Annotated in this window: 18 protein-coding genes; 7 read left to right on the top strand and 11 right to left on the bottom strand. The window is 61.5% G+C overall.

Annotation, left to right across the window (positions count from 1 at the left end; translation table 11 throughout):
* Positions 1-33 precede the first annotated feature (33 nt).
* The 4 genes from AC1RS8_RS19900 to AC1RS8_RS19885 form a co-directional block, all read right to left on the bottom strand.
* Positions 34-912, bottom strand: a complete 879-nt coding sequence (locus tag AC1RS8_RS19900) for a DMT family transporter (protein WP_057713203.1) — start codon at positions 910-912, stop codon at positions 34-36.
* 109 nt (positions 913-1,021) lie between these two features.
* A complete protein-coding gene (locus tag AC1RS8_RS19895) occupies positions 1,022-1,837 on the bottom strand; it encodes a sugar phosphate isomerase/epimerase family protein (RefSeq protein ID WP_489339261.1) in 816 nt (271 codons plus the stop codon).
* Between the two features lie 2 nt (positions 1,838-1,839).
* Complete coding sequence (locus AC1RS8_RS19890; RefSeq protein WP_489339262.1) at positions 1,840-2,895, bottom strand: Gfo/Idh/MocA family protein; 1,056 nt, start codon at positions 2,893-2,895, stop codon at positions 1,840-1,842.
* 240 nt (positions 2,896-3,135) lie between these two features.
* Positions 3,136-3,912, bottom strand: a complete 777-nt coding sequence (locus tag AC1RS8_RS19885) for an IclR family transcriptional regulator (RefSeq protein WP_489339263.1) — start codon at positions 3,910-3,912, stop codon at positions 3,136-3,138.
* 175 nt (positions 3,913-4,087) lie between these two features.
* Here AC1RS8_RS19885 and AC1RS8_RS19880 point away from each other — a divergent pair, with 175 nt between their 5' ends.
* The 4 genes from AC1RS8_RS19880 to AC1RS8_RS19865 all read left to right on the top strand — a co-directional run bounded on the left by AC1RS8_RS19880 (position 4,088) and on the right by AC1RS8_RS19865 (position 8,733).
* Positions 4,088-5,836: an FAD-dependent oxidoreductase gene (locus tag AC1RS8_RS19880; protein WP_489339264.1), complete on the top strand. Its 1,749-nt coding sequence runs from the start codon at positions 4,088-4,090 to the stop codon at positions 5,834-5,836.
* On the top strand, positions 5,820-6,653 hold the full coding sequence (locus AC1RS8_RS19875) for an aldo/keto reductase (protein WP_154862142.1): 834 nt from the start codon (positions 5,820-5,822) through the stop codon (positions 6,651-6,653). The genes AC1RS8_RS19880 and AC1RS8_RS19875 overlap by 17 nt, the downstream gene beginning before the upstream one ends.
* Before the next feature lie 226 nt (positions 6,654-6,879).
* Positions 6,880-7,773, top strand: a complete 894-nt coding sequence (ypfJ, locus tag AC1RS8_RS19870; protein ID WP_090451547.1) for a KPN_02809 family neutral zinc metallopeptidase — start codon at positions 6,880-6,882, stop codon at positions 7,771-7,773.
* Entirely contained in the window at positions 7,774-8,733 is a 960-nt protein-coding gene (locus AC1RS8_RS19865) for an alpha/beta hydrolase (protein WP_489339265.1), read from the top strand.
* Between the two features lie 143 nt (positions 8,734-8,876).
* Here the strand turns inward: AC1RS8_RS19865 and AC1RS8_RS19860 are convergent, their stop codons facing one another.
* The 3 genes from AC1RS8_RS19860 to AC1RS8_RS19850 all read right to left on the bottom strand — a co-directional run bounded on the left by AC1RS8_RS19860 (position 8,877) and on the right by AC1RS8_RS19850 (position 11,012).
* The gene (locus AC1RS8_RS19860) at positions 8,877-9,470 is read right to left on the bottom strand and encodes an HAD family hydrolase (RefSeq protein ID WP_095942027.1); all 594 of its coding nucleotides are present in this window, start codon (positions 9,468-9,470) and stop codon (positions 8,877-8,879) included.
* On the bottom strand, positions 9,467-10,336 hold the full coding sequence (gene tesB / locus AC1RS8_RS19855) for an acyl-CoA thioesterase II (protein ID WP_057713195.1): 870 nt from the start codon (positions 10,334-10,336) through the stop codon (positions 9,467-9,469). Before tesB ends, AC1RS8_RS19860 begins: the two co-directional genes overlap by 4 nt.
* Before the next feature lie 106 nt (positions 10,337-10,442).
* On the bottom strand, positions 10,443-11,012 hold the full coding sequence (locus AC1RS8_RS19850) for a GNAT family N-acetyltransferase (RefSeq protein WP_150813523.1): 570 nt from the start codon (positions 11,010-11,012) through the stop codon (positions 10,443-10,445).
* A 79-nt stretch (positions 11,013-11,091) separates the two neighbouring features.
* Here AC1RS8_RS19850 and AC1RS8_RS19845 point away from each other — a divergent pair, with 79 nt between their 5' ends.
* On the top strand, positions 11,092-12,012 hold the full coding sequence (locus tag AC1RS8_RS19845) for a histone deacetylase family protein (protein ID WP_057713193.1): 921 nt from the start codon (positions 11,092-11,094) through the stop codon (positions 12,010-12,012).
* 292 nt (positions 12,013-12,304) lie between these two features.
* Complete coding sequence (locus tag AC1RS8_RS19840; RefSeq protein ID WP_489339266.1) at positions 12,305-13,546, top strand: TIGR03862 family flavoprotein; 1,242 nt, start codon at positions 12,305-12,307, stop codon at positions 13,544-13,546.
* Positions 13,547-13,663: 117 nt separating this feature from the next.
* On the opposite strand, the gene rhlE1 is transcribed toward AC1RS8_RS19840, so the two are convergent.
* Both rhlE1 and yedA read right to left on the bottom strand, forming a co-directional pair.
* On the bottom strand, positions 13,664-15,004 hold the full coding sequence (rhlE1, locus tag AC1RS8_RS19835) for an RNA helicase RhlE1 (RefSeq protein ID WP_489339267.1): 1,341 nt from the start codon (positions 15,002-15,004) through the stop codon (positions 13,664-13,666).
* A 65-nt stretch (positions 15,005-15,069) separates the two neighbouring features.
* Positions 15,070-16,011 carry a drug/metabolite exporter YedA gene (yedA, locus tag AC1RS8_RS19830; protein WP_057713189.1) on the bottom strand — a complete coding sequence of 314 codons (942 nt, stop codon included), beginning with the start codon at positions 16,009-16,011 and terminating at the stop codon, positions 15,070-15,072.
* Positions 16,012-16,174: 163 nt separating this feature from the next.
* On the opposite strand from yedA, the gene AC1RS8_RS19825 reads away from it, so the two are divergent.
* On the top strand, positions 16,175-16,630 hold the full coding sequence (locus AC1RS8_RS19825) for an Lrp/AsnC family transcriptional regulator (RefSeq protein ID WP_057713188.1): 456 nt from the start codon (positions 16,175-16,177) through the stop codon (positions 16,628-16,630).
* Positions 16,631-16,767: 137 nt separating this feature from the next.
* On the opposite strand, the gene AC1RS8_RS19820 is transcribed toward AC1RS8_RS19825, so the two are convergent.
* Both AC1RS8_RS19820 and AC1RS8_RS19815 read right to left on the bottom strand, forming a co-directional pair.
* Positions 16,768-17,373 carry a 3'-5' exonuclease gene (locus AC1RS8_RS19820; protein WP_489339268.1) on the bottom strand — a complete coding sequence of 202 codons (606 nt, stop codon included), beginning with the start codon at positions 17,371-17,373 and terminating at the stop codon, positions 16,768-16,770.
* Between the two features lie 22 nt (positions 17,374-17,395).
* Positions 17,396-17,875 carry a LabA-like NYN domain-containing protein gene (locus AC1RS8_RS19815; protein ID WP_007990686.1) on the bottom strand — a complete coding sequence of 160 codons (480 nt, stop codon included), beginning with the start codon at positions 17,873-17,875 and terminating at the stop codon, positions 17,396-17,398.
* Positions 17,876-17,990: the final 115 nt, after the last annotated feature.

Raw genomic sequence — 17,990 nt, 5'->3', positions numbered from 1 at the left:
GGTTCGCTCCTACAGTTGGTTTCCGGGGACTTTCTACTTGCGGCTTTGCTGCCAGGCCGCCGCCAACCCGCTGCAGCAGATCACGGCGATGCCGAGCACGGTGGTCAGTGTCGGCGTATGGGAAAACAGCAGCCAGCCCAGCAGGCCGGCGAAGATGATCTGGCAATAGCTGAACGGTGCCAGCAGTGCTGGTGCCGCGAGGCGGAAAGCCTGGGTCAGGAACAGGTGAGCCGTCATCCCGCAGGCCCCCAGCGCCAGCATCATCGCGCCATGCACCAGGTTCGGCGTCTGCCAGAAGAACGGCACCAGCGCACTCATCACCAGCGTGTTGCACAAGCCTGCGAAGAAGTTGCTGGTGGTCGGGCTGTCGATCTCGCTGAGCTTGCGGGTCAGCAGTTGGTAGAAGCAGAAAAACAGCGCCGAGCAGAACGGCAGCAACACCGCCGGGGTAAACAGATCGCCCCCGGGGTGAACGATGATCAGCACTCCGCTAAAACCGAAAATCACCGCCAGCCATTGCCCCCGGGTCACCCGTTCGCCAAGCAGCGGTACCGACAGCGCGGTGACCAGTACCGGAGCGAGGAAGTTGACCGACGTGGCCTCGGCCAGCGGGATGTACATCAGTCCCGTGGTGAAAAACAGACTGGTGCCCAGCAGGCACAGCGCCCGGATCACCTGCAGCAATGGCCGTTTGGTACGCAGCACCCGCAGCCCGGACTGCGGCAGGAAAATCCCGGCCATCAACAAGGTGTGAACCACGTAGCGCGCCCAGACCACCATGACAATGGGATAGAAACCGGAGAGGTATTTGGAAAAGGCGTCGTGGGTGGAAAACAGGAAGGTTGCGACAATGATCAGCAGGATCCCTTTGAAGGGCTGATTGACGCCGGAAAGCGGAGTGCTGACGGTCATTGGGTTTCCTTACATAAAGTCAAAAGCATCACGGGCAAACCACGCTTCCACCCAGTCAGCATAGAACCTGTGGGAGCGTGGCTTGCCCGCGATAGGTGCGCAGCACCGATTACAGCCGCGCAAACAATTCCCGGGTTTTATCCAGCGCCATCTGCGCCCGCTCCAACCCACTCACGCCCTGCTCCAGCAACTGCACGGTGGGAATCTCCAGGCTCAATGGAATGTCAGCTGGCAAAATCCCCAACAACCCCTGCAGATCACAATCGCCATCGCCGGGAAAACGCCGCTCGTTACGCGCCTGGCGCAAGATCTCCGCCATATCCGCCGGCCGTGGTCCTGCGACGTCACACAACTGTGCATACCGTAACCGTGAGGGGGCAACTTTGACCAGTTCTTCCAACAGCGATCCAGAGCGGTCGAAGTGAAAGGCGTCCACCAGTACGCCGCCGTTTTCACGCCCGGCGTTTTCCACGATTCGCGCGGCTTGTTGAAGATTGCGCGCATCGGTCCAGGGCATGAACTCCAGATGCGGGTGCAGCCCATAGAGTGCCGCCAGATCACAGAGTTCGGCAAAATGTTCCGTCAGCCGTTGTTCATCAGGGTCGTTACCGGCCACCAGCAACTCACTGGCGCCGAACTCGGCACCCACCGCCAGGACTTTTTCGAAATCGGCGACGACGGTTTCCGGTTTGAGCCGCAGGATTTCGACGTCCAGCACCCGAATACCGGTATCGCGCAGACGCGCCAGGGTCTGGCGCCGCAGTTCGTGGTCGGCCACCAGGGCAAAATGGTGCTCCTCCGGGGTTGCCGGTACCAGACGCAAGCCGACATGGCTGTAACCGGCCCGCGCGGCGACCTCGACCATGTCGGGCGGTGATAACTCCAGCACGGTCAGGCTGGCCAGGGAGAAGATACGCTCGCTCATGCTCACCCCTCGATCAAGGATGGCGCGCAGGCACGCCCGGTTTCGGCGGCTTCGCGGATGGCTTCGATCAGCGCCAACGTACGCGCGGCATCGGCGGCACTCACCAGCGGCTCGACCTCCCGGCGCGCAACTCGCACGAAGTGCTGCAACTGCAGACGCAGGGCTTCATCGGCACTGAAGTTTTCCTGGGTTGCCAGCAACGGTTGATGCCAGCCGCCATCAACATCGTTGTAGTGCCAGCGTTTAAGCTGCGGAATGCTCAGCGCCCCACCTGTCCCGGCCAGCAAGTAGCACGGTTGATCAGGATGACGCGGATACACCGGGTTCTCCCCCGAATCCAGCTCCCAGCTCCAGGGCGCAGCCACCGCATCGGAGCCGGTCAGGCTGCCCAGTGCACCGTTGTCGAATTGCAGCAGTACCGCCGCGCAATCTTCGTTGGCAAACCCGCGAATGGCGTTGCTGGTGATGGCCTGAACCTGGCGCACTTCACCGCACAAATGCCGCAGCAGATCGAGGTCGTGGATCAGGTTGGTCAACAGCATCCCCGCGCCGGCCTCGCGCCGCCAGGATGTTTCAAAATAGCTGTCGGGCTTGCGCAACTGCCAGAGCGCCGTAACCGTGGTCAACCGACCCAATGCGCCGCTGTGGACAAGCTCGTGGGCGCGGACGATCAGCGGATTGTGGCGACGATGATGTCCGACCAGTACCGGAACGCCACTGGCCTTCGAGGCAGTCACCAGCTCCCTGGCTTCATCCAGGTGCACGCCCACCGGTTTTTCCAGCAATACCGGCACGCCGGCCGCGAGGCAATCGAGGGCCGTGCTGACGTGCAGCGTGTTCGGGTTGGCAACTATCACTGCGTCCGGTTTCGCCTGCTCCAGCATCTGACAATGATCGGCGAAACAGGCTACGCCCCATTGCGCCGCAAGACTGGCCGCCTGCGGTCCCGGATCGGCCACGGCGCACAACGTCGCTTCAGTCAGGGATTGCAGATGCTGGTAGTGCTGCTGGCCCATGTTGCCAGCACCGATCAGGGCGATGCGAAGTGGCGAATTCAAGATACGGTCCTCTTGTGAGTGTTATTGGAGCGATGAACTCCAATAATTTAGAACCTGGTTCCAGATTCTTACACAGACCTATCCTGAAAGTGTTCGAACAGCGCACAGCTTCTCAAGCTGAACACTGTTCAAAATGTGGGAGCGGGCTTGCTCGCGAATGCAGTGTGTCAGCGCCATCCAGATCGCATGACACACCGCATTCGCGAGCAAACCCGCTCCCACAGTCGATTTGCACAGGCCTTAGTTGAACAACTCCGACGCCAGGCTCGCTGCACTCAACTCCTCGGTGTACGCCAGCAACAACGGCGCCAGCTCATGCAGCCGCGCCCCCGGCATCCGTGCACTCGGCCCGGCGATGCTGAGCACGCCGATCACCCGCCCATCGGCGGGATGGCGCACCACTGCCGCAATCGCCGAAGTGCCGATCGCCGAGCTCTCCTCGACCCAGGCGTAGCCCTGGTCCCGCGCCAGACGCAGGCGTTCGAGCAATTCGATGTTCGAGCGCGGCGCGTTCGGCCCCACATGTTCCGGCACTTTTGCGCCCTGCCGCTCCACCAGCGACAAGGCTTCGGCATCGCTCATGCAGGCCAGCCACGCATGCCCAGAGGCGGTGTAAAACAACGGCGCATCGCGGCCCATGTCCGGGTCGTAACGCAGACCGGAGCGCGCACCCTGGGACTTGGCGATCCAGATCTGACGCTCACCGTCGATCACCCCGAGACGCACCAGTTCGCCGGTTTCCTGCGCCAAGCGGTCAAGCACTGGCTGCACGATGTCGGCACCGCTGCTCGACAGGTAACGGAAGCCCATCGCCACCAGTTTGGTCGAGAGGTGATAACGCAGATTATCCGGATTCTGCCGCACGTAACCGAGGCGGATCAGCTCGGCCAGCAGGCGATGGGTCGCACTCTTGGGGATATCCAGTTGCTCTGCCAGGGTCTGCATCGGCAGGCCACGGGGATCGCTGGTGAGGCTTTCGAGCACACTGAAAACACGTTCGATCTGACTGCCGGCCATGGTCGCTTCCACGTAAAATTTGCTCGATTCTAGAAGACATCTGAACGAATGCGAAATCTGGAACTGAACGTTCGATAACCGCCCGTTTTACACCCTCAAGACTTGTTCGGCTTCACCTGATTCTTATATTTTCTGGAACAAGATTCCAAAACAATAAAACACCGGAGTTCAAACAATGCCTGCCCAAGCGCACTTTCTTCCCGACATCGACTGCGATGTGCTGATCGTTGGTTCCGGTGCGGCGGGACTGTCGGCGGCCGTGACCGCCGCGTGGCATGGACTGAAAGTCATAGTGGTAGAAAAGGACCCTGTGTTCGGCGGTGCCACGGCCTGGTCCGGTGGCTGGGCCTGGGTGCCTTGCAACCCGCTGGCCCGGCGCGCAGGCATCGTCGAAGACGTTGAACTGCCGCGCACTTACCTGAAACACGAACTGGGCGAGCGCTTTGATCCGGCGATGATCGACGCGTTCCTGGAAGCCGGCCCGCGGATGGTGTCGTTCTTCGAGCAGCACACCTCGCTGCAATTCGCCGACGGCAACGCCATTGCCGACATTCATGGCGACACGCCGGGGGCCGGCACCGGTGGACGCTCGGTGATCGCCGCCCCGTACGACGCACGAAAAGTCGGCACACTGCTCAAGCGTCTGCGCAAAACCATGCGGGAAACATCGTTCATGGGCATGCCGATCATGGCGGGGGCGGACCTCACGGCATTCCTCAACCTGACCCGTTCACTGTCGGCGGCCTGGCACGTTACGCGGCGTTTCAGTCGTCACCTGTTCGATCTCGTCGTACATGGCCGGGCGATGCAACTGGTCAACGGCGTGGCCTTGGTGGCGCGCCTGGCGAAATCCGCCGATGACCTCGGTGTGTTGCTCTGGGAATCAGCGCCCGTGAGTCGATTGCTGCGCGAGAATGACCAGGTACGAGGTGCGGTGGTCAACACCGGCAAAGGCTCGGTGCGCATCCATGCACGCAAGGCCGTGGTGCTCGCTGCGGGTGGTTTCGCCAATGACATCGACCGCCGCAAGGCCCTGTTTCCCCGCACACCGACCGGGCATGAGCATCTGGCCTTGCCGCCCCTCGGCGTTTGCGGCGATGGCCTGCGCCTGGGCGAAAGTGCCGGTGCCCGGGTCAATAGCGACATGGCGTCCGCCGTCGCCTGGGCACCGGTTTCGCAGGTGCCGCACAGCGATGGCAGCACGGGACACTTCCCGCACATCATCGAGCGGGGCAAACCGGGCATCATCGGTGTGCTGAGCAACGGCCAGCGCTTCGTCAATGAAGCCAGCGGCTACTACGACTACGTCACGGCCATGGTCGCCGCCGCCCCGCCGGGTGAGGAAGTGGCGTCGTGGTTGATCTGCACCCATGGTTTTCAGCGTCGATATGGCCTGGGCATCTCTCGGCCATTTCCGGTGCCGCTGTCATCGTTCATCCGCAGCGGCTATCTGAAAACCGGCAACACCCTTGAGGAATTGGCTGCAGCCTGCGGCATCGACCCGGTTGGCTTGCGCACCACCGTGTCGGACTACAACCGCCACGCGCGCAACGGCGAGGACCCGCAATTCGGCCGTGGTTCCACACCCTACAATCGCAAGCAGGGTGACGCACTGCAACAGCCCAACCCATGCGTCGCACCGATCGAACAAGGCCCCTTCTATGCCGTGAAAGTCCAGCCGGGCTGCTTCGGTACCTTCGCCGGGCTCAAGGTCAACCAACATGCCCAAGTCCTGGATGGCGCGGCGCAACCCATCGCCGGGCTGTACGCGGCGGGCGGCGACATGGCCAGCATCATGGGCGGTCACTACCCCGCTGGCGGCATCAATCTCGGCCCGGCGCTGACCTTCGGCTACATCGCCGCGCGCCATATCGCAGGTGTCACTGCTTATGAAAAGGAGATCGACCATGCAGCACATCATTAACGCTCAGGGTTTGAACATGCCGAAACTCGGCCTCGGCACCTGGCCAATGCTCGGCGAGGAATGCACCCGAGCAGTGGAACAGGCTCTGGCCCTGGGTTACCGGCACATCGACACGGCAGCGGCCTACAACAACGAAGACGCGGTCGGTCAGGCGCTGGCGAACAGTCCGACACCCCGCGAGCAGATCCACGTCACGACCAAAGTCTGGTGGGACCAACTGCAACCCGACGCCATGCGTCACTCCATGGACCGTAGCCTCAAAGCCCTGCGCAGCGAATACGTCGACCTGTTCATGCTCCATTGGCCAACCACCGATTGGGATTTGCCGCGCACCATAGAAACCCTGGTGTCGTTCAGGGAGCAAGGCCTGGCGCGCAACATTGGCGTGGCGAATTTTCCACTGCCCCTGCTACGCAAAGTCGTCGAAGAACTGGGGGCGCCGCTGTCGGCGATCCAGGTCGAGTACCACGTGCTGCTCGGACAAAACGCCCTGCTCGACTACGCCCGTCAACAGGATCTTGCGCTGACAGCCTACACGCCACTGGCACGCAACAAGGTATCCGACATTCCGGCCATCCGGCGGATCGCCGCGAAACACGGCGTACTGCCGACGCAGGTCGCGCTCAAATGGCTGCTCGATCAACCCAACGTGGCCGCGATCCCCAAGGCCAGCAGCGAGCCCAATCAACTGGCCAATCTCGCGGCGCTGGATGTGCGACTGGATGATGAAGACCGTGCCTTGATCGCCAGCCTGTCCAAACGCGAGCGCCAGGTCAGCCCTGACTTTGCGCCGGTGTGGGATGCATTCGACGAATAATCCGCAGGACCGGCGATCGCTCTCACGATAAAAACCCATCGCCCGAGGGAATTCGATGGGTTATCCGTGTTCAATACAAGCCTGAAACCTTTTCGGCAACCCTTCACGGGTGGCCGGGAATCAACCTGTGCGCGAAAAAAAGACGGACGATCGGACTGGCGCCGCTCCCACTTGGCAGCAACACTCATCGCACGGAGCTTTACCCGGAACAGAAGAGGATTCCCACATGCTATGGAAAAAAGGCCGACGCAGCGACAACGTGGTCGACGCCCGTGGCGATGATGTCGGCGGTGGTGGCGGCGGCATGCGTTTTGGCGGTGGCAAGGGTTTGAGCCTGACGGCGATCCTCCTGATTGTCGGCATCGGCTGGATCACCGGCCAGGATCCACTGCAGATCCTCGGACAACTGACCGGGCAAATGGAGCAGCAATCGGCGCCCGCCACCAACCAGAGTCGCCAGGCACCTCCGGCCAATGATGAGAGCGCGGAATTCGTGCGCTCGATCCTCGGCGATACCGAAGACACCTGGGGCGCGATATTTCAGCAGGCCGGTCGCCAATATAAGGACCCGACCCTGGTGCTGTTCAGCAACCGCGTGAATTCGGCCTGCGGTCTGGCCACCTCGGCGACCGGCCCCTTCTATTGCCCGGCCGACCAGAAGGTCTACCTGGACATGGCATTCTTCCAGGAGATGTCCCAACGCTTTTCCGCCGCGGGCGACTTCGCCCAGGCCTACGTGATCGCTCACGAAGTCGGACACCACGTGCAGACCCTGCTTGGGGTGTCCACGAAAATTCAGGCAGCGCGCCAACAAGGCCGGCAAATGGAAGGCGACGGTGGTTTGCTGGTTCGCCAGGAACTTCAGGCCGATTGCCTGGCCGGCGTCTGGGCCAACAATGCGCAGAAGCGCCTGAACTGGCTGGAACCGGGCGACATCGAAGAAGCACTGAACGCCGCGAACGCCATCGGCGACGATCGTTTGCAGCAACAGGGTCAGGGCCGTGTAGTCCCGGACTCCTTCACCCATGGTACGTCGGCGCAACGGGTGCGCTGGTTCAAAACCGGTTTCGCCCAAGGCCAGGTTGGCCAGTGCGATACCTTTGCGGCGAAAAATCTGTAAATGAAGAAGTGGTTGTTGGTTGTTCTGTTTACTTGCGCAACGTCCCAAGCCGCCGAGCATGGGGTCAAGGAACTCAGCTCAGGGCGCCTGCTGTTGAAGTCAGGTGAAATCGCGGTGGGCATCAGCCCCGCCCCGGCAAAAATCGAACGGGTGCTGATCATCCTCCACGGTCGCTTGCGCAATGCGCAAACCTATCTGCAGAGTGGTGAGCACGCGGCCGAACTGGCGGGGCAAAGCGCAACGACCCTGGTGATCGCCCCGCAATTCCTCAATGAAACCGACGTTGCGGTCCATCCGGTGGCCGACACCGTTTTGCGCTGGCAAGGCAATGAATGGATGGCTGGTGGCGAATCCACGGCACCCTTTCGGCTGAGTTCCTACGCGGCGCTCGACGAAATCATCGCCCGCTTGGGTGACCGTCAGCAGTTTCCGGATGTGAAGCAAATTGTCATCGCCGGGCACTCCGGCGGCGCGCAGGTGGTTCAGCGCTATGCGTTGCTCGGTCACCCGCAATCCGACCTCGATGCAGCCGGCGTGCAGGTGCGCTACGTGATCGCCAATCCGTCCTCCTACGCTTATTTCGATGAGCGCAGGCCCGTGGCGTTCAGCCACGCCGGTTGCCCGAATTTCCATCGCTGGAAGTACGGGCTGGCGGATTTACCGGCTTACGCCGAAGGACAAACCGCAGCACAGTTGCAGGAAAGTTACCTCAAGCGTGAGGTCGTTTATCTGCTGGGGCAGCAGGACACCGACCCGAATCATCCGGCGCTGGATAAAAGCTGTGAAGCCAGGGCGCAAGGGCCGTCTCGGTTGGCCCGCGGGCGTTTTTACTTTGACTACCTGAAGCGGCTGGCACCCAAGGGGTTGAACCAGCAACTGATCGAAGTGCCCGGGGTCGGGCATAACGGGGATGGGATGTTTACCTCGCCAGAGGGGCAGAAGGCGTTGTTCGGGCAGTAGTATTTGTGGTGTCTGGAAGGGCCTCTTCGCGAGCAAGCCCGCTCCCACATTGGACCTGCGGTGTACACATCATTTGTGAGCACCAGAGATCAAATGTGGGAGCGGGCTTGCTCGCGAAAGCGGTTCACCCGACAACAACGCCCTCAAGCCAAAAGCATCTGCCGCAACTCAACACAATCCGCCGCATGCCAATCGGTCAATTCCGGCCATGGATTATCCGGCAGATTCACCAACACAGTCCGCGCTCCCGCCGCCCGCCCACAATCGAGATCGAAGCGGTAATCACCGACCATCACCATCTCGCTCGCCGGCACCTTCCATGCTTCGGCCAGTTTCAGCAACCCGCCCGGATGCGGCTTGGGCGGAGCATCATCGCGGCCCAACACATCCTCCAGCGCAAAGCAGTCGGCCAGGCCAATGGCCTCCAGCGTGACATGCGCCAGCTCCCGGGCGTTGCGCGTGAGAATGCCCAGGCGATAACCACGCCCGGCCAGTTCGCGCACCAGTTCCACCGCGCCCGGCGCCGGTTGCGAACCAAGGGCCAAGTCCCGCTCGTGCTCCAGCAGCCATGCATGTTTGGCTGCGGCTTCATCGGCCGGAAGTGCGGCGAGGTGGGTCAGGATGTCGTGTTCGGCAGGAATCGCCAACGCCACGCGAATCGCCGCGAAGTCGTGCACGGCCACCGTCAGGGTGCCGTCCATGTCGAACACCCAGTGACGCACGTCGGCCAGGCTCATGCCCAATCCTTGCGGTGACGGATCAAGCCTTCCTGGGTGACCGAGGCCACCAGTTGCCCGGCGCGGTTGAACACACTGCCACGGGAGAAGCCACGGGAATTGCCCGCCCACGGACTGTCCATCGCATAGAGCAACCAGTCATCGGCACGCAGATCCTGGTGGAACCACAGCGCGTGATCGAGGCTGGCGACCTGCATGTCCTTGTGCCACACCGACTTGCCGTGGGGCTGCATCGAGGTGACCAGCAGACCGAAGTCCGATGCATAGGCCAACAGGTATTTATGCAGCGCCGGCGAATCGGCCAACGCCCCGTCGGCGCGGAACCAGACGTACTTGACCGGATCGCAGGGCAGCGGGTTGTAGGGATCTTTCTCGGTCACCGGGCGAAATTCGATCGGCTTCGGGCACAGCAGTTTTTCGCGCATTTTCTCGGGGATCAGGTGCGCGCGCTGCTGGGTGATCTCCAGTTCCGATGGCAGGTTTTCCGGACCGACCACTTGCGGCATTTCGGTCTGGTGCTGAAAGCCTTCTTCGTCGTACTGGAACGACGCACTGCACGTGAATATCGGGTGGCCCTTCTGGATCGCCGTCACCCGACGCGTGCTGAAGCTGCCACCGTCACGCACCCGGTCAACCTGATACACCACCGGCAACCCGGCATCGCCTGGGCGCAGGAAATAGCCGTGCATCGAATGCACATGGCGCGCCTCTTCAACCGTCTGACTGGCCGCCGACAGCGACTGACCGAGCACCTGACCACCGAACAGCTGACGAAAACCCAGGTCCTGGCTACGGCCACGGAACAGGTTTTCTTCGATCGGCTCCAGCGTCAGCAGGTCGACCAGATCTTCCAACACTTGGCTCATTCAGACTCTCCTCACACAACGCAATACCGCGCAGTCTTGGCTGCGGCGGTCGATTCAGTTTCTGGCCCGGGCCAACATGTGGTCCATTGTAAACGTCCGTGTCAGGTTATCCATGCAAGGTTTGCAGCCATTGTTCACGGCTGATGCGGTACAACACGTGGTGATGCAGGGGATGATCGACGGAGAGCTTGGGATGATCGAAGTCATCGGCCGGATCGTGATGCATGCCAATCGCCTGCATGACTTTCTGCGACGGCAGGTTACTGTCAGCGGTAAAGGACACGACTTCGCTCAGCAGCAAACGGTCAAACCCGCAGCGCAGAGCGGTCCACGCCGCTTCACTGGCGTAACCCAACCCCCAGTGCTCACGGGCCAGGCGCCAGCCGATTTCCGTGGCCGGGGTGAAAGGCGCGTCGAAACCGACCACACCGAGCCCGGTAAAACCGATGAATTGGCCGGTGTCCTTGCGTTCCAGAGCCCATAGGCCGAAACCATGCTCGGCGAAATGACCACGGATTCGCCCGATCAATGAGGCGCTCTCCAGCCGACTCAAGGCTGCCGGGAAATAGCGCATCACCTGCGGATCGGCACACATCGCCGCAAAGTCAGGTAAATCTTCATCGCGCCACTGGCGCAACAGCAGCCGAGCGCTTTCAAGTTCCAGTATTGGCTCCATCGTGCCCCGCCCCTCCATTTCAATGTCGCCAGTCTACAACGCTGGTAGGATCCGTCTCTCATTCCTACATGAAATGACCATGCCACTGCCGCTGATTTATCACGAAGACTACAGTCCAGAGTTTCCGGCGGATCACCGCTTCCCCATGGACAAGTTCCGCCTGTTGCGCGATCACCTGGTGGCCAGCGGCCTGACCCGCGACGCCGATCTGCTGCGCCCGGACCTGTGTCCCGCAGAGATTCTCGCCCTCGCCCATGACCCTTCGTATATCGAGCGCTACATGAGTGGCGAATTATCCCGCGAAGACCAGCGCCGCCTCGGCCTGCCCTGGACCGAAGCCCTGGCCCGACGCACGGTGCGGGCGGTGGGCGGTTCGTTGCTGGCGGCCGAGCAGGCGCTGGAGCATGGCCTGGCCTGCCACCTCGCGGGCGGCACCCACCATGCGCACTACGATTACCCGGCCGGGTTCTGCATCTTCAATGACCTGGCGGTGATCAGCCATTACCTGCTGGAAAGTGGTCGGGTGAACCGCGTGCTGATCTTCGATTGCGACGTGCATCAGGGCGACGGGACTGCACGAATACTTCATAACACCCCGGAAGCGGTGACCGTTTCCCTGCACTGCGAGAAGAACTTTCCCGCACGCAAGGCCGAAAGTGATTGGGACATTCCACTGCCCAAAGGCATGGGCGATGCCGACTACCTGAAGGTGGTGGACGATGCACTCAACTACTTGCTGCCGCTCTACCAACCGGATCTGGTGCTGTATGACGCCGGGGTCGATGTGCATAAGGACGACGCCCTGGGTTATCTGAAGCTGACAGACGAAGGCGTCGCCGCCCGCGATGAAAGCGTGATGCGCCATTGCCTGGGCCGTGACATTCCGGTGGTCGGTGTAATCGGCGGCGGCTACAGCAAGGACCGCCAGGCCCTGGCACGCCGTCACGGCATCCTCCATCACAGCGCGCAGCGCGTATGGCAGTCATCAGGTTGTCACTGAGCTGTGGATGCTTTACCCACAATGCCTGTGGAGCTGCCTGTGGATAACCTGAGTGAAAGGGCCTGCAGCCCATGCGGAGCTTGAGCTACAGAGCACTGGTTGTTTTTTAACCAATCCTCGAATTCACCAAAGATCCCTGTAGGAGCGAGCCTGCTCGCGAAAAACGCAACGTCGCCGCCGGGCATCTGGTTTCCCGCGTAATCGTTCAAGACCATCGCGAGCAGGCTCGCTCCTACAGAGGTCTGGGCTGATAGAATGCCCGGCTTCATTCGCCAAAACCGCAGCGCACTCCATGACCCGATCTTCGACCTCCTCCCCTTCCCGCGTCGCCATCATCGGCGGCGGCCCCGCCGGTCTGATGGCGGCCGAAGTGTTGAGCCAGGCCGGGATCAAGGTCGACCTGTACGACGGTATGCCTTCAGTGGGGCGAAAATTCCTCCTGGCCGGCGTCGGCGGCATGAACATCACGCACTCCGAAGCCTACCCGGCATTTCTCTCACGCTACGCCGAACGCGCCCCGCAGATCGCCCCGCTGCTGCGCGGCTTCGGCGCCGAAGCGTTGTGTCAGTGGATTCATGAACTGGGCATCGAGACCTTCGTCGGCAGCTCCGGCCGGGTATTCCCCACCGACATGAAGGCCGCGCCGCTGCTGCGCGCCTGGCTCAAACGCCTGCGCGACAGTGGCGTAGTTATCCACACCCGCCACCGCTGGCTCGGATGGGACGAGCGTGGCGGATTGCGTATCGACAGCCCGGAAGGCGAAACAACCGTGCAAGCCGATGCCACCCTGCTCGCCCTCGGTGGCGGCAGTTGGTCGCGCCTGGGTTCGGACGGCGCGTGGATGCTGCCACTGGAGCAACGCGGCGTAGGACTGGCGCCGTTGCAACCCAGTAATTGCGGCTTCGAGGTGCAGGCCTGGAGCGAATTGATGGTCAGCAAATTCGCTGGCGCGCCGCTGAAAAACATCGCCATCGGCCTTAACGATGACGTGCCGCGACTCGGCGAATGCGTGATTACCGCCACCGGAATTGAAGGCAGTTTGATCTACGCCCTGTCAGCACCGATCCGCGAGGCAATCAACCGGCACGGTTCGGCAACCATTCATCTGGACCTGTTGCCGGGCCGGCCTGTGGATAAAGTTGCAGCGGCGTTGGGCAAACCCCGGGGATCGCGCTCCATGGCCAAGCACCTGCACAGTCAGTTGGGCATCGATGGGGTCAAAGCGGCGCTATTGCGTGAACTGACCAGCGCCGACTGCTTTGCCGACATGGCCTTGCTGGCCAACGCGATCAAGGCTTTGCCACTGACACTGGTGAAAACCCGACCACTGGACGAGGCCATCAGCAGCGCTGGCGGGGTGTTGTTCGAGGCGATGGATGAGCGTTTGATGCTCAAGCAACTGCCTGGCGTGTTTTGCGCGGGAGAAATGCTGGACTGGGAAGCGCCGACCGGCGGCTATCTGCTGACCGCGTGTTTCGCCAGTGGGCGAGCGGCGGGGTTGGGGATGGTGGAGTGGTTACAGCGCAAAGATTGAAGACCGCAGCGCGCCCATCGCGAGCAAGCTCGCTCCCACATTGGAATTGTGTCGATCACAAATCCCCTGTGGGAGCGAGCTTGCTCGCGATGGCGGCTTAACAGACGCCGAAGTTAATCAAGGCTTACGCTTGCGCGGCCCGGTATTGAACACCGGCACCTTGCGCACAGGCTTGATCGAAGGCTCCGCCGGCGCAACCTCACCGCTATCAACCCACCGACCCAGATTGCGTTTACCACCGCCTCCACCGGAAGCCTTGGGCTTCTTCGGTTTTTTCGGTTTCTTGACGACCTGGCCACTGGCATCGGTGTCCGGCACGCGGTGCTCGGGTTCGAAGTCCGGCTCGTTCTGCCGCTTCAAAGTCTGGCGGGTCAGCATCTCGATGGCCGACAGCAGATTCACTTCATCGGCGCAGACCAGGGAAATCGCCTCGCCGGTCGAACCCGCGCGACCGGTACGACCGATGCGGTGGATGTAATCCTCAGCGACGATCGGCAAGTCGAAGTTGACCACCAACGGCAGGTCTTCGATGTCCAGGCCACGGGCTGCCACGTCGGTAGCGACCAGGATCTGCACTTCACTCGCCTTGAAGCGGTCGAGCGCACGCTGGCGGGTCGCCTGGGGTTTGTCGCCGTGGATGCCGTCGGCGTTGATGCCCAGGCCCTGAAGTTTCTCCACCAGCGCGTCCACGCCGTTGCGGGTCTTGGCGAACACCAGCACCTGCTTCCACTTGCCCTTGCGCATCAGGTGCACGAACAGTTCCGGCTTGCGCTTCTTGTCTACCGTCACGATCCATTGCTTGACGGTGTTGGCCGCCACGTTGCGCGGGCTGACTTCGATGCTCAGCGGGTCGTTGAGCATCTGCCCGGCCAGCAGGCGGATGTCATCGGAGAAGGTCGCGGAGAACAGCAGCGTCTGACGTTTCTTCGGCAGCGCACGGTAAATGTTCGCCAGCTCCTCGGAAAAGCCCAGGTCGAGCATGCGGTCGGCTTCGTCCAGCACCAGGGTTTGCAACTGGTTGAACTTCAGCGCGTTCTGGCGGAACAGGTCGAGCAAGCGGCCCGGGGTCGCCACCAGCAGATCGACACCGCTGCGCAGCTTCATCATTTGCGGGTTGATGCTGACGCCGCCGTACACCGCGTAAGTACGCAGCGGCAGGTTTTCAGCGTACTGGCGCACGGCTTCGTGAACCTGTTCAGCCAGCTCGCGGGTCGGTACCAGGATCAGCGCGCGGACCGAGTTGGCGGTGACTTTCGGCCCTTCCATGGCCAGCAGTTGCAGCAGCGGCAGGGCGAAACCGGCGGTCTTGCCGGTACCGGTCTGGGCCGCGGCCATCAGGTCACGACCGGCCAGCACTGCCGGAATGGCTTGCGCCTGAACCGGCGTCGGAGTCTGGTAGCCGAGCGTCTCAAGGGAGCGCAGCAAGGGTTCGATCAGGCCAAGGGTGGCGAAAGTCATGGGAGTACCGTAGGAAAATTCAGCGCGGTTGTGCGAAACAAGAGTGCAATGGCGCGCAGTTTACCCTAATTCACACGGGATTCTGTCGGCACTACCGTCGGCACGACCTTCTCCACCGGCTGCTGCGGCTTACGACGCCACTGCGGCAAGCCAATCAGCACCACGGCACTGATAATCACCAGCATGGCCAGTGCTTCCTCGACTCCAATGGTCTCACCGACAAACACGATCCCCAGCAACACCGCCACCGCCGGGTTGACGTAGGCATAACTGGTGGCAGCGGCCGGACGCACGTGCTTCAACAGGTACATGTAGGCGTTGAAGGCGATGATCGAACCGAACACAGTCAGGTACGCCAGCGCAGCCCAGCCTTCAATCGGCGGAACCTTGTCCAGATGCTCACCGCTGACCGCACTGCCGATCAGCAACACCACGCCACCCACCAGCATTTCCACGGCACTGGCCATCGCCCCTTGAGGCAACGGTAAATGCTTGCTCCACACCGAGCCGAAGGCCCAGGTGGCCGCCGCAAAAATCAGCAGGGCTGCACCCAACGGGCTCGATTGCAGGTTGGAGCCGAGGTTGAGCATGACGATGCCGATCATTCCGAGCGCAACGCCAGCCCATTCGAGACGGGTATTACGCGCGCCCCAGAAATAGCCACAGAGCAAGGTAAACAGCGGCACCGTTGCCACCGCCAAAGCGGCCACTCCAGAAGCCACGCCGGTGTGTTCGGCCACGCTGACCGCTCCGTTACCGCACGCCAGCAGCAATACGCCAATGATCCCGGCGGCTTTCCACTGCGCCCAGGTCGGCGCCGGCGCCCCGCGCCAACGCAGGAAGGCGTACATCAAGGTCCCGGCAATGACGAAGCGGATGCCGGCGAGTAGCAGCGGCGGCCAATACTCCACGCCGATGCGGATCACCAGGTAGGTCGAGCCCCAAATCACGTACAAGGCGAAAAAGGCTGCGATCAACGGTAAGGGAAAGCGACGTAGGCCGGACATGGGGCAACTCACAGGCAGAACAGGTGAACGGCTATTCTAGAAAGGCTGGAGCCGGAAAATAAGTTACAAAACCTTTTTAAACCGCCAGTACACTTTTCAAAACACGGAGTTCATGGCAATAAACCGTGTTTTCGAAAGTCCGTCATTTTTCAGGAGTGCCACGATGGATAAGTACGACCGCATGCTGCTCAGCGCCCTGCTGGAAAACGGTCGCGCGTCCTACGCGGACCTGGCGCGCAAGGTCAACCTGTCCGCCCCGGCGGTGGCCGAGCGCGTGGCCAAGCTTGAAGCCAGCGGCGTGATCACCGGCTATCAGGCGAAGGTCGACATGGCCAAGCTCGGCTTGCCCATCCAGTGCGTGATCGAACTGCGCCTGAACCAGCACGGCAACCAGAAAGCCTACGACGACCTGATCAAAATCCCGCAATTGACCGAATGCCATCGGGTGACCGGCGATCCGTGCGTGATCATGCAGGCAGCCGTGGGTTCGATGCCGGAGCTGGAAGAGTTGATCAACCGGATCGCCACGTTCGGGTTCAGCAAGACGTCGATTGTGTTGTCGAGTGCGATAGAGAAGCGGGTGCCGCTGGGGCACATTGAAGGGAATGGCAAATCCTGAGGCAATGATGTCCCTGTGGGAGCGAGCTTGCTCGCGATGGTCGCCAACGATAACGCGGGGAACCTGACACCCCGTGTTGTTCTCGGGTTCATCGCGAGCAAGCTCGCTCCTACAGGGGATTTGCGGTGTTTTCGGGATCAGCGATAGCGCTTGAGGTGTTCGTTTACCTTCGCCGCCGGCACTTTCTGCAATTTGCACAGCAAGTCATGGGACAGCTCGCGCAAGCCGTGCTTCTGGCGCAACTCTTCGGCCAGGTGTGCCGTAAGGTTGGCCGCCATCTCGGCGTCGGCCATGGCCCGGTGGGCCTTGCCGGTGTGGGGCAGGTTGGCGAACGTGGTGAGGGTGCCGAGTTTGTGGTTCGGCGCGGTGGGCATCAGGCGGCGAGCCAGCAGCAGCGAGCAGGCAAAGTTCTGCAAGCGGGTGCGATTGATTCGCCCCAGTTCGAAGTCCCAGAACTTCTGGTCGAACGCGGCGTTGTGCGCGAGCAACGGCGTGCAGCCGACGAATTCATTCACTTCGTTCATCACCTGCTCCGCCGACGGCGCGGTGCGCAGCATGGCGTTGCTAATACCGGTGAGTTGCTCGATGAAGGCCGGGACGCGCACGCCGGCGTTCATCAGGCTTTGGTAACGCTCGACGATGCGCCCCTGTTCAAGGATCACCACGGCGATTTCCGTGGCCCGGCAACTGCTGCTCGGTGAGATCCCGGTGGTTTCAAAGTCGATGACTGCGATGCGTTCCAAACCTGGTTCAACTCCGTAAAAATCAATTCTTGAGCAGCAACGCGCCTTCGATCGGCACGTAGCGGCTGGCGGCGCGTATCAGCGAGTTGGCGGTCAGGCCCGGCACGCCGTAAGCCACTGCTTGTACGCCGTGTTTGCTGATAATGCGTTCGAGCAGCATGTCGAAATCACCGTCGCCGGAGGCCAGGACGATTTCATCGACATGGTCGGCGGCATCCATGATGTCGAGGGTGATGCCCACGTCCCAATCGCCCTTGGCTGAGCCATCGCTGCGCTGGATATAGGGTTTGAGCTTCACGGTGAAACCGAGGTTGCGCAGGATCTGCTGGAACTGCTGCTGTTTGCTGTCGCCACGGTCGATGGCATAGGCGTAGGCTTCGACGATCTCGCCCTGCTTGCTGATATCAGCCCACAGTGCGGCGTAGTTGAAGTGACAACCATAAGCCTGACGCACGGTGTAGTAGAGGTTCTGGACATCGGCGAACACTGCGATTTTTTTCACCGGCTTTCCTCAGGGCTGAATCAGGCACCAGGCCCGAAAAGTCGCCCAGTATGCCAGCCCTGAGGATTGTTCCGCGAATAATCGGCCCGGAGCGCGGTTGCGCTCCGGACGAATG

Source organism: Pseudomonas sp. GW821-FHT12A04, from assembly GCF_058807755.1.
The sequence above is the reverse complement of the archived record's forward strand: the minus strand, read 5'-3'. Positions and strand labels throughout refer to the sequence as shown.